The sequence below is a fragment of the Halomonas sabkhae genome (assembly GCF_030409265.1).
GTDB lineage: Bacteria > Pseudomonadota > Gammaproteobacteria > Pseudomonadales > Halomonadaceae > Halomonas > Halomonas halmophila.
Map to the genome: position 1 here is coordinate 164,420 of NZ_JAUFPM010000003.1, position 12,944 is coordinate 177,363.

Here is a 12,944-nt window from a genome sequence, read left to right on the forward strand (position 1 = left end):
CAATGGCTTAACAGTTTTTTACGTTTATGATTTTAAGGGGGTTTTGAGGCTCCTGGTGTGCTCTTTGTCATGCTGAAGGCTGGGCTGTTTCATCGAGTTAACACTTTTTGTCATACGTTTCTCATAACCTGCTGTAAATAATGATGAATTTTTTTGGCATGCGTTTTGCTATAGATATTGGGCAAGGGGTTATTCCGCTGGTGAAAATGGGAGTCGATCATGCCCCACAGACTGTGCAGGACATGCCGGATAGCGTGGCAAGGGGTTTGTCTGGCAGGAATTGCCGTGACTACCAGCGTTGCGGCAGATCTGGCTGAAAAGCGGATGCAGGTCAGGTGGGATATATCGGCAGGTGCCTCGCCATCGGTAGATGACGTATCTCGGCATGCGGACCTGTTGGACTACTTGGCGCCTGGCGAGGAAGTACAACGCTCCGGTCATGTCATCCTTTGGGATGAACGTCCGGACAAAGAAGGTGGCGGGAACCGCGAAAAATCCCGGAGCTCAAGTCAAGGGGGTGACTCGATGGAGGCGGTATGAAGCTTCTGGTTCAGATATTTTGGGTTACAGGGACGTTGGCGTGAAGATAAAAAAGCAAGCTTCACGGTTGTAGATTCCAGGTGCAGAGGGATAGGGCTGAAGGTTCATTATAAAAAAGAGCGGTCTTAGGGGATTTTCAAGCAATGACGTTTTCTTCATTCCCGATGACCTTTCCTGGAGAAGTTTGATGTCTATTGAACAAGATGATCGCATTTTTCTTGTCACCTATGAAGGGCCTCAGGCCACTCTTTTGGCAAACTATATAGAGGAAAGCACTGGGGTGGTAACCCGAATACTTGCGCCGGATTTGACACTTGAAAAAGTGTTCTCGGGTGGATCGGTCGGGCTGATAATGGTGGATAAGTCCGTCGTGAGCCTTTCACAGCTACATCGCTGTCAGGAGCATGCTGCCTCAATAGAAGGTGAGGGGAGAAAACCGCTTATGCTGTCGGTGTTCAATCTCGAGAGCGAAGAGCAGGCCAATGAACTGCTTTCCTCCGTTTATTTGCAGGGCGTCTTCTTTCAGCATGATTCCCTGGAGCTGATGGCGCAGGGTATCAAGTGCATGCTCGGAGGCGAACTCTGGGCGTCACGTCGCTTGACGTCGCAAGTGATCGACAACCTGCGTCGTCAGCATCTGAATATCTATCGTCAAACCGGCAATCTGACCACCAGAGAGCGGCAGATCCTCGGGCTGGTGGGGATGGGTGCCTCGAACCTGGAAATCGCTGAACGCTTGTTCCTGAGCCAACACACCGTCAAGTCGCACATCTACAACATCTTCAAGAAGATCGGTGTCCGCAACCGCACTCAGGCCGTGGGTTGGGCCCGTGATCAACTCGGTTTGCCGGTGACTTCCTTCACACATTCGTCAAACAACTCATGCGTTACTTGAGGTCGTTGCCATGCATATGCAACTCACGACACCAGGCTGTGCATTGCTTCTGCTGCTGAGCTGGCCCCTGCCAGGCATGGCACAGGAGGGGGGTGACGCTGCCTCCCTCGATGGCGGTCAGCAGATGCCGGAAGTGACGATCAATGATGAGAATGCCCAGGAGGCACTGGATGAACAGTTCAATCTCGATACTCCGGAACTTTCGGGAGTCATCGTCGACCGCACCATGACCATGGCTGGCCGGACTTTTTATCGCAGCTTTGCTCAAGCTGGCAGACAGTCCGAACTGCTCAATGGCGTGGTGCTGACCCTTCATGAGCGCCCTGATCCGCGCTCCGGCAGTCAGATCTGGATCACCGAGGGGAATACTGTCCACTTTCGAACACAGCTATCTCCCCGGATCAGTGAAGCTGATCGCAATGCGCAGAAGGCCGTAGCTGCCGTGGAGGAGAGGTTGCTTCGTGCACGCCTCTCCGAGGCGCTGCAGCCGAGTCGTGACCTGGCAGACAAGGAGTTTTGACATGCACAACAAGATTCGATGCCGTACAGCCGCCTGGGCGGTGGCCGCTTTCCTGGGCAGTGGGGGACTGGCGGCCCAGGCTGGAGAGCTGGTCTACGAACCTCTCAATCCCTCCTTCGGTGGGGACCCTTTTGTTGGCAACTATCTGCTCAACAAGGCGCAGGCACAGGATACCAATCCCAATCCCGATGAGCGCAGTTTCGAGCCGACATCGCCGACAGAGCGACTGGTACAGAGCCTTGAAAGTCGGTTGATTTCCCAATTGATCTCGGACGTGAGTGCCGGTGAGCTCAATGAGGGCTCATTCAACAGCAATGATTTCGGCGTGGTGGTACGTGATGACGGGGGGCAACTGACCATCGACGTCACCGATCGCGTGACCGGGGATGTGACCACCATCAATGTCGGAGGGCTGGGGGTAGGGGGCTTCTAGTGTGCCGTTACGCCACGCCATGCAAATTCGCAAGCAGGGGCAAGGGAGATAACAACATGTACAAGGTGATTATCGCGGTGGCCATGGCGGCAGGGCTGAGTGGCTGTGCCGCCATGGTGGCTGATGTCGAGGGGCTGGAAGGGCAGTCCGCCACATTGACGCCCCGGAGCGCTACCTGGCAGGACCTGACGTCCCTGCCGCGTCCATCGGGCAAGGTGCTGGCGGCGGTGTACGACTTCCGTGACCAGACAGGCCAGTACCGACCGGCGCCGGCCAGTACCTTTTCTACCTCGGTGACCCAGGGGGCAGCTGCCATGCTGACCGGGGCCCTGGTGGATTCCGGCTGGTTCACGCCACTCGAGCGCGTCGGATTGCAGAATCTCTTGACCGAACGTCGCATCATTCGTGCCGAACTCGAACGCTTCAATCGCCCCGACAACCTGGGCGCATTGCGATCGGCCTCGGTGCTCCTGGAAGGCGGCATCATTGCCTATGAGTCCAATGTCAAGACCGGTGGAGCAGGTGCCGAGTACTTTGGCATCGGAGCGTCCGGCCAGTATCAGGTGGATCAGGTGACGGTCAACCTGCGTGCGGTGGAAATATCGACGGGGGAGGTCCTGTCCAATGTGACGACCACCAAGACGATATATTCCAAGGAAGTACGAGCGGGTGTCTACCGTTTTATCGACTTCCGTCGGCTGCTTGAAGCCGAGGCAGGAGTCACCACCAATGAACCGGTGCAAATGGCGGTCATGTCGGCCATCGAAGCGGCGGTCATTCATCTGATTGCGCGTGGTGTGCGTGATAACCTATGGAACCTGGAAGAAGGTACCAATATCGATGAAACCCTCTTGTCCGATTATCTACAGGAAGAAGTTCCAATGCTGTGATTCCCGGTAAGTCGTGACGAATTATGGGTAGATACGGCCACAGAAAACTGTGTCCATGAGATTTAGGTTTTGTTTATTAGCTTTCTGGTAGATTTAAAGGGAGCCGCTCTTAGAGCGGCTCCCTTTTTTTGTTTTGTATCTGAGTTTCTTGGGTGTTATTTGGTTTTTGGTCGTCAGGGTATTAAAAAAATGGCACTTGAAAATAAGAGTAAATCATTATGGATGTGCCGATATTTATTGCCATACTCCTATTCACGTTATTTGGCTTTATAAAGGTTTTTCTGAGGTTGGCAAGTTTTTTGGGGAGTGGTCGACATGGCTCTTGATAAAGAATTCAGGTTTCAGGGTAAAAACGGTTTTTCATCAAGGTTGATATTGGCTTCCCTGCTTTTCTCTTCCGCTGTTATTGCGCAGGCGAATCCCGATATGGCCGGGGGGCGGCATGCCGATACAGAGATTGGAAGGATCGTTCAGCAGCACCAGAGGGATGGTTTTTTTACCCTCCCTGATCGCAATATCGCCTTCATCGACCAACTGGGGAATGACAATACGGCGCTAATCGATCAGCAGGGAACGGGCCCCAATCTGGCGTCTGTCTACCAAAGCGGATACGGGAATCAAGCGTCGGTCACCCAGCAAGGCGCATTCAATATCGGCCTGGTCAGCCAAAAGGGAAATCACCTCGATGCCACTCTGGAGCAGGGTGGACGTGAATTCGAGGCAGCCATCAATCAGGCAGGCATCAACGGCCAGGTTCAGGTTTCACAGTCGGGGAGTGGCTACCGAGCCATCACCGTGGACCAGATTTCGCGGTCCGGGGTGGGCGCAACGGCCACAATCGTGACGCGCTGAAACAACCGACAACCCACAACCAATGTCGGAGTCAGCGGTTTCAAGGCAAGGCAACGTACCACAACGCGTAACAGGGGAATGACAATGAAACTCCAGATGACTCTTATCGCAGCATCCGTCGCCATGGCCATGAGTGGTTCAGCCCTGGCTGATGCCACCCAGGACCATTCGGGCGGCAATACCAATCCGCATGATAGCTTCCAGGATTCCCGGAATACCATTGACGGCATGGCGGGTTACAATGGTAACCCCGGTAATGCCAGCGAGTCGTTCATCCTTCAGGATGGGGTCTCCAACGATGCAGATGTGACGCAGTATGGCGAGCAATTTTCTGATATCGACCAGGCTGGTTACAGCAACTACTCCAAGGTCGTTCAGGATGACGAAGTCGGCTCGACCAATGGCCAGGGTCAGAACGAATCGCGTATCAAGCAGGAAGGCTCGGACAATTATGCCGATGTCTACCAGCTTGGGGATCGTAATGACTCACATGTCGAGCAGGACGGTCTCTGGGGTGGCGGCGATGATAACTCGGCGACCGTCGTTCAGGATGGTGATCTGAACGATAGCTATATCAAGCAGTTCGGTGACAATAACTGGGCAGATGTTTACCAGGGTGGTGACGAACTGGATAGCGACATCCTGCAGACAGGTTATGGTAACGATGCACAGGTAGTACAGACCGGCTATGGTCATGACTCCTACATCAAGCAGTTCGGTTCTGGAAACTGGGCTTCACATACTCAAAGTGGCCAGTCTCAGCACTTTGCGGAGACACGCTCCTACGGTCACAACAACACTGCCAACGTCGTACAGGCTCCCTGAACGAAGGCTGCATGACCTGGAAGAAATGGTGTAAACGAGAATTTTGGGCCAGCCGGCTAAGCCGGCTGGCCCCTGTTTTTGTGGCCAGGTGGTTGCGGATGCCAAAAGCTCTGCCCCGGTTTTGCCGTGCTCTCTCCAGCGCTCGCTTCAACGGACTCGAACGTGGAGCCTGCCGTCCGCTCTCCCTATGCTGTGCCGGTTGGTATTGCCGCCTTTTTTGATCATCACGCTCAAGGTTTCCGCCGAGCCGTCCTTTTGCAGGCTGGCTTCGAGCTGGGTTCCCGTGAAATGGAAGGTGCGCGGCGCCTCACCCTGGAAGGTGGAAACCTCCTCATGGCCGTCGCTGTCCGTCAGTCGCCATTCGGCGCTGAAGCCCACCCGGGTATCGCCATCGACCTCGACGGTGATCATCTCGTTTTGTGCATGGGTCCCCGAGATGGTGGATATCCCCATCAGGAAGCCGGCAATCGTCGGAAAAAGCCGTGGCATGTTGTGCCCCTCAAGTCGTGTCATTCCCCCTTGAGTAAAGACCATGGTGGGCCAGGAAGCGAGAGGAGTCGGCTGGCCTCGCTCTTGCGGCGATTGGCTCTCGCCGGCGGGCTCGGGTGGTGAGGTGAGGGCAGGAAACTGGCATAATGCACGCATTGCAATCTGTCGATGGAATTCTCGCATGCTCAAGTGGTTGGCCGTCGTGCTGCTGGCATTGCTGGCGCTGCTGCAGTATCGCCTGTGGCTGGGTGAAGGGAGTCTGAGCGAGCTCGCCGAGGTAGGGCAGCGTGTCGAGCAGCTGGAAGCCGAAAATGCGCCCTTGCGAGCACGTAACGAGCGTCTGGCGGCCGAGGTGGTTGACCTCAAGACCGGCCTCGATGCCATCGAGGAGCGTGCGCGTAGTGAAGTCGGCATGGTGCGTACCGACGAGCAGTTCTTCTGGGTGCCGCAGGCCGGCAACGCAGGGGCGAACCCGTGAGCCAGGCTCCCTGGTTGATCGTGCCCGCCGCCGGAAGCGGTCTCCGCATGGGCGCCAATCGGCCGAAACAGTATCTGAAGCTGGCGGGACGGACGGTGATGTGGCATACCCTGCAGCGTCTGCACTCGGTCTTTCCCGAGGCTCGACTCTGCCTGTGTCTGGATCCACGGGATAGCTGCTTCGAGCCCGACGTCGTGCCCTTTGCACGTTGGCAGCGGATAGCGGGCGGGGGCGAGCGGGCCGACTCCGTGCTCCATGCCCTGGAATGGATCGCTGCCGAGGAAGGCGATGAGCAGGCCCTGGTCCTGGTCCATGACGTGGCCCGGCCGTGCGTGACGGCGGAAGACCTGACGCGGCTCCATGCCGCGGTCGACGCGGATGCCGTTGGCGGGCTGCTGGCGGCGCCGGTGGCCGATACCATGAAACGCGATGACGGGGCCGGACGGGTAGCCTCAACCGAGCAGCGTGCCGGCCTGTGGCATGCCTTGACCCCTCAGGGCTTTCGCCTGGGCCTGCTGCGTGACGCCCTGGTGGACGCTCGCCGGGCGGCCAGAGGGGTGACCGATGAGGCCTCAGCGGTCGAGGCCATGGGGTTGTCCCCGCGCCTAGTACCCGGGCGACGCGATAATATCAAGATTACCCATCCCGATGACCTGGCGCTGGCGGAGCAGATCCTTGCCGCCCAGGCGTACGGTCCGCATTCCGCTGCCCGCGAGGAGTCCTGCTGAGCCTATGATGAGAATCGGCCATGGTTTCGATGTGCACCGTTTTGGAGAGGGCGATCATCTGATGATCGGTGGGGTGGCCATTCCCCATGATCAGGGTTTCGTCGCCCATTCCGACGGTGATGTGCTGCTGCACGCGGTCTGTGACGCGCTGCTGGGTGCCTGTGCCCTGGGCGATATCGGCAGGCACTTTCCGGATAGCGATCCGGCCTGGAAGGGCGCTGACAGCCGTGAACTACTGCGTCATGTGGTGGCGCTGGTGGCCGACCAGGGCTGGCTGCCAGGCAATCTCGATACCACGGTGATCGCCCAGGCGCCGCGCATGGCCGAGCATGTCGACAGGATGGCGGCCTGCATCGCCCGTGATCTGGGCATCGAGCCTGCGCGGGTCAACGTCAAGGCCACTACCACCGAGCGCCTCGGCTTCACGGGCCGCGGAGAAGGGATTGCCGCCGAAGCCGTGGTGCTGCTGGAGGCGCGCCAGGATGGTTGAGTCGCGCCCTGCCTGGCCGCCGGCATGGCCACGAGCCCTGGACCCTTGCTACGGCGCGCCGTGGCCGGGCAGCTATCGCGAGGCGCCGGAGGACTTTCGGGTCGAGGAATGGCTGGACTTTGCGCCGGAAGGCCAGGGGGAACATCTCTGGCTGTGGATTGAAAAACGCGACATGACCACCGCCATGGTGGCACGCGAGCTGGCCCGCATCTGCCAGGTCGGCGCGCGAGCCGTGGGGTATGCCGGCATGAAGGATCGTGTCGCCGTGACCCGGCAATGGTTTTCGGTGCATCTGCCGGGCCGGGCCACGCCGCCGGACCTGGCGGACCGCCTGTCGACAGACAGCGTGACGCTGCTGGCTCAGGCGCGACATCCGCGCAAGCTCAAGCGTGGGGTACATCGCGGCAATCATTTCCGCCTGCGCCTGACCGGTCGGGTGGTCGACGATCCGCGGCTGGTCGAGCGCTGGTCATGGCTATGCCGGCATGGTGTGCCCAACTATGTGGGGCCGCAGCGATTCGGCCAGGATGGGCGCAACCTGTTGCGGGCCGCCGATCTGCTGTCGCGTGGCTGGCGCAAGCGCGATGACCCCCAGGGCATGCTGCTCTCGGCCGCGCGCAGTTATCTGTTCAACATGCAGCTGGCCGCCCGGGTGGCACAGGATTCCTGGCGTGCTCCGCTCGAGGGCGAGGTCGCCATTCTCGATGGCACGAGCAGCCAGTTTGTCGTCGAAGCACTCAGCGACGACTTGATCGACCGCGCCGCCCGGCTGGACATTCACCCCAGTGGCATCCTCTGGGGGCAGGGCGAGTCAGTGGCTCAAGGGGCTGCGCTAGCGGCCGAGCGCGAACCGCTTGCTGCGAACCGCCCCTTGTGCGAGGGCCTGGAGCGTGCCGGTGCCCGCCTGGCCAGGCGGCCGCTGCGCCTGCGACTCCAGTCACCGCAACTCGAACACGAGGCGGACGGTGCCATCCGGCTGTCATTCGGCCTGCCGCCCGGGGCCTTCGCCACCTCGGTGTTGCGTGAAGTGATCGATCACCCGACCCTGAATTTCCAGCCCTCTTCGACACAGGGCGACCAAGGAGGAGCTACGCATGCATCGACTGTTGCTGTCCAATGACGATGGGGTCCATGCCCCGGGCCTGAAGGCGCTGCATGATGCCCTGGTGGATCATGCTCGACTGCGCGTGGTAGCGCCCGATCGGGACAAGAGCGGGGCCAGCAATTCCCTGACGTTGACGCGGCCGCTGGCGCTGACGGCGCTGGAAAACGGTTTCTACAGCGTGGATGGCACACCGGCCGACTGCGTCTATCTGGGGGTCAACGGCGTCTGGGGCGAGCGTCCGGACCTGGTGATCTCGGGCATCAATCACGGCGGCAACCTGGGGGATGATGTGTTGTACTCGGGTACCGTGGCGGCCGCCATGGAGGGGCGCAACCTGGGCATGACGGCCATTGCCATGTCGCTGGTCGGTCGCCAGCACTTCGCCACGGCCGGTCGTGTCGCGGCGAGTCTGGTGGGCGCCGCCGAACAACTGTCACTGCCGCCGCGCAGTCTGCTCAACGTCAATGTGCCGGATCTGCCCTGGTCCGAGATCAAGGGCTTTCGCGTGACGCGCATGGGGCATCGTGGGCCGGCCGCACGACCGCAGGAGGTGTTCGACCCACGCGGGCACAAGCGCTACTGGATTGCTCCGGTGGGCGAAAATGCCGATGATGGCCCGGATACCGATTTTGCCGCCGTGGAAGACGGCTATGTGTCCATCACGCCGCTGCAGACGGATTTGACCCGGCATGCGGCTCGAGACGACGTTCAGGACTGGTTGAATGCACTCACCTGACCTTCGCCCCGGCCTTCTGGAGGGGGTCGGCATGACATCGCAGCGCACGCGGGACCGCATGGTCGAGCGTCTGGCGCAACAGGGCATTGGCGATCGCCGGGTGCTGGATGTGATGACGCGGGCGCCGCGCCACCTCTTCCTCGATGAAGCGCTGTCACACCGGGCCTATGAGGATACGTCCCTGCCCATCGGGCATGGTCAGACGCTGTCGCGTCCCTGGATCGTGGCGCGCATGAGCGAGCTGGTGGTACAGGAGAACCCGACCCGGGTGCTGGAAGTCGGCACCGGCTCCGGTTATCAGACGCTGGTGCTGGCGCGGTTGGTGCCGGAGCTCTGGTCGGTGGAGCGCATCAATGCCCTGCACGAGCGGGCGGGGGAACGGCTGAACTGGCTCGGGGCCGGCAATGTGCAGCTGCGCCTGGCGGATGGTGGGCATGGCTGGCCGGAAGCGGCGCCCTTCGACCTGGTCCTTTTGACCGCCTGTGCCAGTGAAATCCCCATGCCCTTGCTGGCACAGCTGGAGGAAGGCGGCATCATGATCGCTCCCGTCGCCGACAGGAGGGGGGAGCAGTGGCTGGTGCGTGTGCGTCGCCAGGGTAACCAGTTCGAGCGCGAACGACTCGAGCCGGTGCATTTCGTGCCCTTGCTGGAAGGAGTCATTCGGTGAAGCGATATCTGGGGCTGGTCTGCAAGGGCGCCGGCATGGGAGCCGCGGATGCCGTGCCCGGGGTGTCGGGTGGCACGATCGCCTTCATTACCGGCATCTACGAGGAATTGATCCAGACCATTGAACGCTTTGGCCCCGGTGCGGTCGGCATCTGGAAGCGCGAGGGCAGCGCGGGCTTGGTGGATTACCTCAACCTGCGCTTCCTGCTGCCGCTGCTGGCCGGTATCGGCCTGAGCCTGGTGAGCGTCGCGCATCTCGTCGTATGGTTGATGGAAGCGCAGCCCAGGCTGCTGGATGGTTTCTTCTTCGGCCTGGTGGGAGCCTCGGCCCTGGTGGTCTGGCGACGGCCTGCGACCTGGCGCTGGTGGTATCTGTTGCCTCTTGCGGTGGGGCTGGTGCTGGCTCAGGCCCTGCCTGCCCTGATGCCGCTGGTCTCGCAACTGGGTAGCCCGCAGCTGGTATTGGCGGTAGCTGGCTTCATCGCGATCAGTGCGCTCTTGCTGCCGGGCGTGTCGGGGAGCCTGTTGCTGCTGACCATGGGCCTGTATGGCACCGTCATGGAAGGCATCAGACATTTCGACGCCGGGCTGCTGGCCATTTTCGGCCTGGGCTGCCTGGCGGGATTGGTGGTGTTTTCGCGTCTGCTTTCCTGGTTGCTCCGGCATGGCCATGACGCGACCATGCAGTTGCTGGTGGGCTTTATCGTGGGCTCGTTGCCGACACTGTGGCCGTGGCAGCAGATGGCGTCTTATCGCATGGGGGCGGATGGCCGGACGATTCCGCTGGGGTATCATCACCTGACCCCGGGAGAGTATACCGTTGTCACCGGGGAGCCATCCCAGTGGCCGGTGGTGTTGCTGTTGATGCTGGTCGGGGCGGTGCTGGTGCTGAGTGTTGATCGCCTCAACTCCGGCCCCCATACACCCGTAAAGGACGAGCGTGATAGCGTAGTCAAGAACAAGGAGGATGGTTCCAATGCATAAGGGGTTGCTGATCCCGGGGCTCGCACTGCTGTTGGCGGGTTGCGCCGCCTCGCAGAACGAGAAGGCGCCGGTACGCGTCGATGAGCTGTCGACCGAGCGAGCGGCATCGACGCCCGCTGAATACACCGTGAAGTCCGGGGATACCCTCTACGGTATCGCCTGGCGGCACGACATGGACTATCGCGACCTGGCCGAGATCAATGATATTGGCCCGCCCTATGAGATCCAGCCGGGACAGCGTCTGGTGCTGAACGCCCAGGGTGCTGACGCGAGTGATACCACGACGGCGTCGGGTGCCGCCGAGACGGGCAATGCCGAGTCGGGTGACAGCGGCGCCGTGGCCACCGGCGTTGCGGTAGCGGGCGGTGTCTCGGGCAGCGCTGCTGATGGTGGCACCGGTAACAGCGGCACGGCCGGGGATGACGGATCCCTGGACTGGCTGCTGCCCGCCGATGCCGGCAATGATTCCGGCACGTCGGGCGACAGCGAGAATGCGCCCGGTCCGGTCTACGCAGACGACAGCTCGGACTCGGACGACACGCAAGATTCGGCTGCCAGCGATTCGGACGACGAGACGGCCACCAGCGAGGCAGACGACACCGAATCCGAGGGCGCCACCGAATCTGATGCCGAGCAGCGTGATGCCTCGAGCGAATCAACGCAGGACGCCGAGCAGGATGCCGGACAGTCCGGCGACGACGAGGATGCCCGGGTGGCTCAGAATGACGCTGAAGAGAGCGCTTCCGAGTCGTCCAGCCAGGCCGCGACCGATGCGTCGGGCGGTCAGGACAGGTCGGACCGGCAGTATACACCGGTCGATCCGGTGCCCTGGCAATGGCCGACCAGCGGCAGTGTCGTCGGCAATTACGGCGAGGGTGACAGCATCACCGCCGGCATTGATATCAGTGGTCAGAAGGGGCAGCCTGTCAAGGCAGCCGCGCCGGGTATCGTGGTTTACGCGGGCAGTGGCGTGCGTGGTTACGGCAACCTGATTCTCCTCAAGCACAATGACCAGTTCCTGAGTGCCTATGCCCACAACGACTCCCTGAGCGTGAAGGAAAACGATGTGGTGCGGGCAGGCGAGGTGATCGCCAGCATGGGGGACAGCGATGCCCAGGATGTCCGGCTGCATTTCGAGGTGCGCAAGGACGGTCAGCCGCAGGATCCCCTGGAGTATCTTCCCGCGCGTTGAATGATGCGCCCAATGTCGTGATTGCACTTCGCCATCCGGGCGTCATACAACAATAATCTCGGGCATTGAGGGTGGAGTAGTGACATGCACAATGCCGAGTCGCAACCATGGGGTAGCAATCGATGAGCATGCTTGAACGGGACCTTCAGGATGTGAATCTGGAGTCGGCCGCCGAGGCGGATGATGAGTCGGTAGAAACCGTCGAACTCGAAGTCGGTGCGGTGGATGACAGTGACGAGGCCTTCGAAAAGGCCTTGAGTCGCGAGGATCGTCACCAGAATCACAGCCTCGACGCCACCCAGATCTATCTCAACGAGATCGGCTTCTCGCCCTTGTTGACGCCCGAGGAAGAGGTCCACTACGGGCGCCTGGCGCGCCAGGGCGACCCTCAGGGGCGTTCTCGGATGATCGAGTCGAACCTGCGCCTGGTGGTCAAGATCGCCCGCCGCTATCTCAACCGGGGTTTGACGCTGCTCGATCTGATCGAGGAGGGCAACCTCGGCCTGATCCGGGCCGTGGAGAAGTTCGACCCCGAGCGCGGGTTCCGCTTTTCCACCTATGCGACCTGGTGGATCCGTCAGACCATCGAACGCGCCCTGATGAACCAGACGCGTACCATTCGTCTGCCCATTCACGTGGTCAAGGAGCTCAACATCTACCTGCGGGCCGCCCGCGAGTTGACCCAGAAACTCGACCACGAGGCGACCGCCGAGGAAATCGCCGACCACCTCGACAAGCCGGTGGCCAGCGTCAAGAAGATGATGGGGCTCAACGAGCGGGTATCCTCGGTGGATTACCCGGTGGGCAGCGAGAGTGACAAGCCGCTCATCGAGACGATCACCGACGAGAACGACCTGGGACCCGAATCCTCGCTGGTGGACGGGGACGTCAAGCAGCATGTCGACGACTGGCTGGCCGAGCTGACCGACAAGCAGTGCGAGGTCGTGGTGCGGCGTTTCGGCCTGCGCGGTCACGAGGCCTCGACCCTGGAGCAGGTTGGCGACGAGATCGGCCTGACGCGTGAAAGGGTGCGCCAGATCCAGGTCGAGGCGTTGAAGAAACTGCGCCGCCTGCTCGACAAGCAGGGCCTGGACCTGGATGCCATCTTCGAATAGGCGTCG

16 protein-coding genes are annotated in these 12,944 nt (G+C 60.7%); 15 read left to right on the forward strand and 1 reads right to left on the reverse strand.

Annotation, left to right across the window (positions count from 1 at the left end):
• Positions 1-727 precede the first annotated feature (727 nt).
• The 6 genes from QWY79_RS02460 (at position 728) to QWY79_RS02485 (ending at position 4,955) form a co-directional block, all read left to right on the forward strand.
• Entirely contained in the window at positions 728-1,435 is a 708-nt protein-coding gene (locus QWY79_RS02460; protein ID WP_141317208.1) for a LuxR C-terminal-related transcriptional regulator, read from the forward strand.
• 10 nt (positions 1,436-1,445) lie between these two features.
• On the forward strand, positions 1,446-1,955 hold the full coding sequence (locus QWY79_RS02465) for a CsgE family curli-type amyloid fiber assembly protein (protein WP_290269561.1): 510 nt from the start codon (positions 1,446-1,448) through the stop codon (positions 1,953-1,955).
• A gap of 1 nt (position 1,956) precedes the next feature.
• A complete protein-coding gene (locus QWY79_RS02470; RefSeq protein ID WP_290269563.1) occupies positions 1,957-2,388 on the forward strand; it encodes a curli assembly protein CsgF in 432 nt (143 codons plus the stop codon).
• 56 nt (positions 2,389-2,444) lie between these two features.
• Entirely contained in the window at positions 2,445-3,278 is an 834-nt protein-coding gene (locus QWY79_RS02475) for a CsgG/HfaB family protein (RefSeq protein WP_290269565.1), read from the forward strand.
• 315 nt (positions 3,279-3,593) lie between these two features.
• Entirely contained in the window at positions 3,594-4,130 is a 537-nt protein-coding gene (locus tag QWY79_RS02480) for a hypothetical protein (RefSeq protein WP_290269567.1), read from the forward strand.
• Between the two features lie 84 nt (positions 4,131-4,214).
• Complete coding sequence (locus QWY79_RS02485; RefSeq protein WP_290269569.1) at positions 4,215-4,955, forward strand: hypothetical protein; 741 nt, start codon at positions 4,215-4,217, stop codon at positions 4,953-4,955.
• A 147-nt stretch (positions 4,956-5,102) separates the two neighbouring features.
• Here QWY79_RS02485 and QWY79_RS02490 read toward each other — a convergent pair whose 3' ends face one another.
• Positions 5,103-5,444 (reverse strand): hypothetical protein, encoded by a 342-nt coding sequence (locus QWY79_RS02490; protein ID WP_290269571.1) that lies wholly within the window; start codon positions 5,442-5,444, stop codon positions 5,103-5,105.
• Between the two features lie 181 nt (positions 5,445-5,625).
• Between QWY79_RS02490 and ftsB the strand changes: the two genes are divergently transcribed.
• From ftsB to rpoS, 9 genes are all read left to right on the forward strand, one after another.
• Positions 5,626-5,922 carry a cell division protein FtsB gene (ftsB, locus tag QWY79_RS02495; RefSeq protein ID WP_290269573.1) on the forward strand — a complete coding sequence of 99 codons (297 nt, stop codon included), beginning with the start codon at positions 5,626-5,628 and terminating at the stop codon, positions 5,920-5,922.
• A gap of 47 nt (positions 5,923-5,969) precedes the next feature.
• Entirely contained in the window at positions 5,970-6,650 is a 681-nt protein-coding gene (gene ispD / locus QWY79_RS02500) for a 2-C-methyl-D-erythritol 4-phosphate cytidylyltransferase (protein ID WP_435389751.1), read from the forward strand.
• A 7-nt stretch (positions 6,651-6,657) separates the two neighbouring features.
• Positions 6,658-7,140: a 2-C-methyl-D-erythritol 2,4-cyclodiphosphate synthase gene (gene ispF, locus QWY79_RS02505; protein WP_290269681.1), complete on the forward strand. Its 483-nt coding sequence runs from the start codon at positions 6,658-6,660 to the stop codon at positions 7,138-7,140.
• Positions 7,133-8,260, forward strand: a complete 1,128-nt coding sequence (gene truD, locus QWY79_RS02510; RefSeq protein ID WP_290269577.1) for a tRNA pseudouridine(13) synthase TruD — start codon at positions 7,133-7,135, stop codon at positions 8,258-8,260. Before ispF ends, truD begins: the two co-directional genes overlap by 8 nt.
• On the forward strand, positions 8,235-8,981 hold the full coding sequence (gene surE / locus QWY79_RS02515; RefSeq protein WP_290269579.1) for a 5'/3'-nucleotidase SurE: 747 nt from the start codon (positions 8,235-8,237) through the stop codon (positions 8,979-8,981). The genes truD and surE overlap by 26 nt, the downstream gene beginning before the upstream one ends.
• Positions 8,968-9,648: a protein-L-isoaspartate(D-aspartate) O-methyltransferase gene (locus tag QWY79_RS02520; protein WP_290269581.1), complete on the forward strand. Its 681-nt coding sequence runs from the start codon at positions 8,968-8,970 to the stop codon at positions 9,646-9,648. Before surE ends, QWY79_RS02520 begins: the two co-directional genes overlap by 14 nt.
• Complete coding sequence (locus tag QWY79_RS02525) at positions 9,645-10,631, forward strand: DUF368 domain-containing protein (protein ID WP_290269583.1); 987 nt, start codon at positions 9,645-9,647, stop codon at positions 10,629-10,631. Before QWY79_RS02520 ends, QWY79_RS02525 begins: the two co-directional genes overlap by 4 nt.
• A complete protein-coding gene (locus QWY79_RS02530) occupies positions 10,624-11,823 on the forward strand; it encodes a peptidoglycan DD-metalloendopeptidase family protein (protein WP_290269586.1) in 1,200 nt (399 codons plus the stop codon). Before QWY79_RS02525 ends, QWY79_RS02530 begins: the two co-directional genes overlap by 8 nt.
• 122 nt (positions 11,824-11,945) lie before the next feature.
• A complete protein-coding gene (gene rpoS / locus QWY79_RS02535) occupies positions 11,946-12,938 on the forward strand; it encodes an RNA polymerase sigma factor RpoS (protein WP_290269588.1) in 993 nt (330 codons plus the stop codon).
• The last annotated feature ends 6 nt before the right edge of the window (positions 12,939-12,944 follow it).

What these genes read in the sequence shown, in the direction of transcription:
- QWY79_RS02460 (WP_141317208.1), top strand. Translation starts at nt 728, where the DNA reads ATGTCTATTGAACAAGATGATCGCATTTTTCTTGTCACCTATGAAGGG.
- QWY79_RS02465 (WP_290269561.1), top strand. Translation starts at nt 1,446, where the DNA reads ATGCATATGCAACTCACGACACCAGGCTGTGCATTGCTTCTGCTGCTG.
- QWY79_RS02470 (WP_290269563.1), top strand. Translation starts at nt 1,957, where the DNA reads ATGCACAACAAGATTCGATGCCGTACAGCCGCCTGGGCGGTGGCCGCT.
- QWY79_RS02475 (WP_290269565.1), top strand. Translation starts at nt 2,445, where the DNA reads ATGTACAAGGTGATTATCGCGGTGGCCATGGCGGCAGGGCTGAGTGGC.
- QWY79_RS02480 (WP_290269567.1), top strand. Translation starts at nt 3,594, where the DNA reads ATGGCTCTTGATAAAGAATTCAGGTTTCAGGGTAAAAACGGTTTTTCA.
- QWY79_RS02485 (WP_290269569.1), top strand. Translation starts at nt 4,215, where the DNA reads ATGAAACTCCAGATGACTCTTATCGCAGCATCCGTCGCCATGGCCATG.
- QWY79_RS02490 (WP_290269571.1), bottom strand. Translation starts at nt 5,444, where the DNA reads ATGCCACGGCTTTTTCCGACGATTGCCGGCTTCCTGATGGGGATATCC.
- ftsB (WP_290269573.1), top strand. Translation starts at nt 5,626, where the DNA reads ATGCTCAAGTGGTTGGCCGTCGTGCTGCTGGCATTGCTGGCGCTGCTG.
- ispD (WP_435389751.1), top strand. Translation starts at nt 5,970, where the DNA reads ATGGGCGCCAATCGGCCGAAACAGTATCTGAAGCTGGCGGGACGGACG.
- ispF (WP_290269681.1), top strand. Translation starts at nt 6,658, where the DNA reads ATGAGAATCGGCCATGGTTTCGATGTGCACCGTTTTGGAGAGGGCGAT.
- truD (WP_290269577.1), top strand. Translation starts at nt 7,133, where the DNA reads ATGGTTGAGTCGCGCCCTGCCTGGCCGCCGGCATGGCCACGAGCCCTG.
- surE (WP_290269579.1), top strand. Translation starts at nt 8,235, where the DNA reads ATGCATCGACTGTTGCTGTCCAATGACGATGGGGTCCATGCCCCGGGC.
- QWY79_RS02520 (WP_290269581.1), top strand. Translation starts at nt 8,968, where the DNA reads ATGCACTCACCTGACCTTCGCCCCGGCCTTCTGGAGGGGGTCGGCATG.
- QWY79_RS02530 (WP_290269586.1), top strand. Translation starts at nt 10,624, where the DNA reads ATGCATAAGGGGTTGCTGATCCCGGGGCTCGCACTGCTGTTGGCGGGT.
- rpoS (WP_290269588.1), top strand. Translation starts at nt 11,946, where the DNA reads ATGAGCATGCTTGAACGGGACCTTCAGGATGTGAATCTGGAGTCGGCC.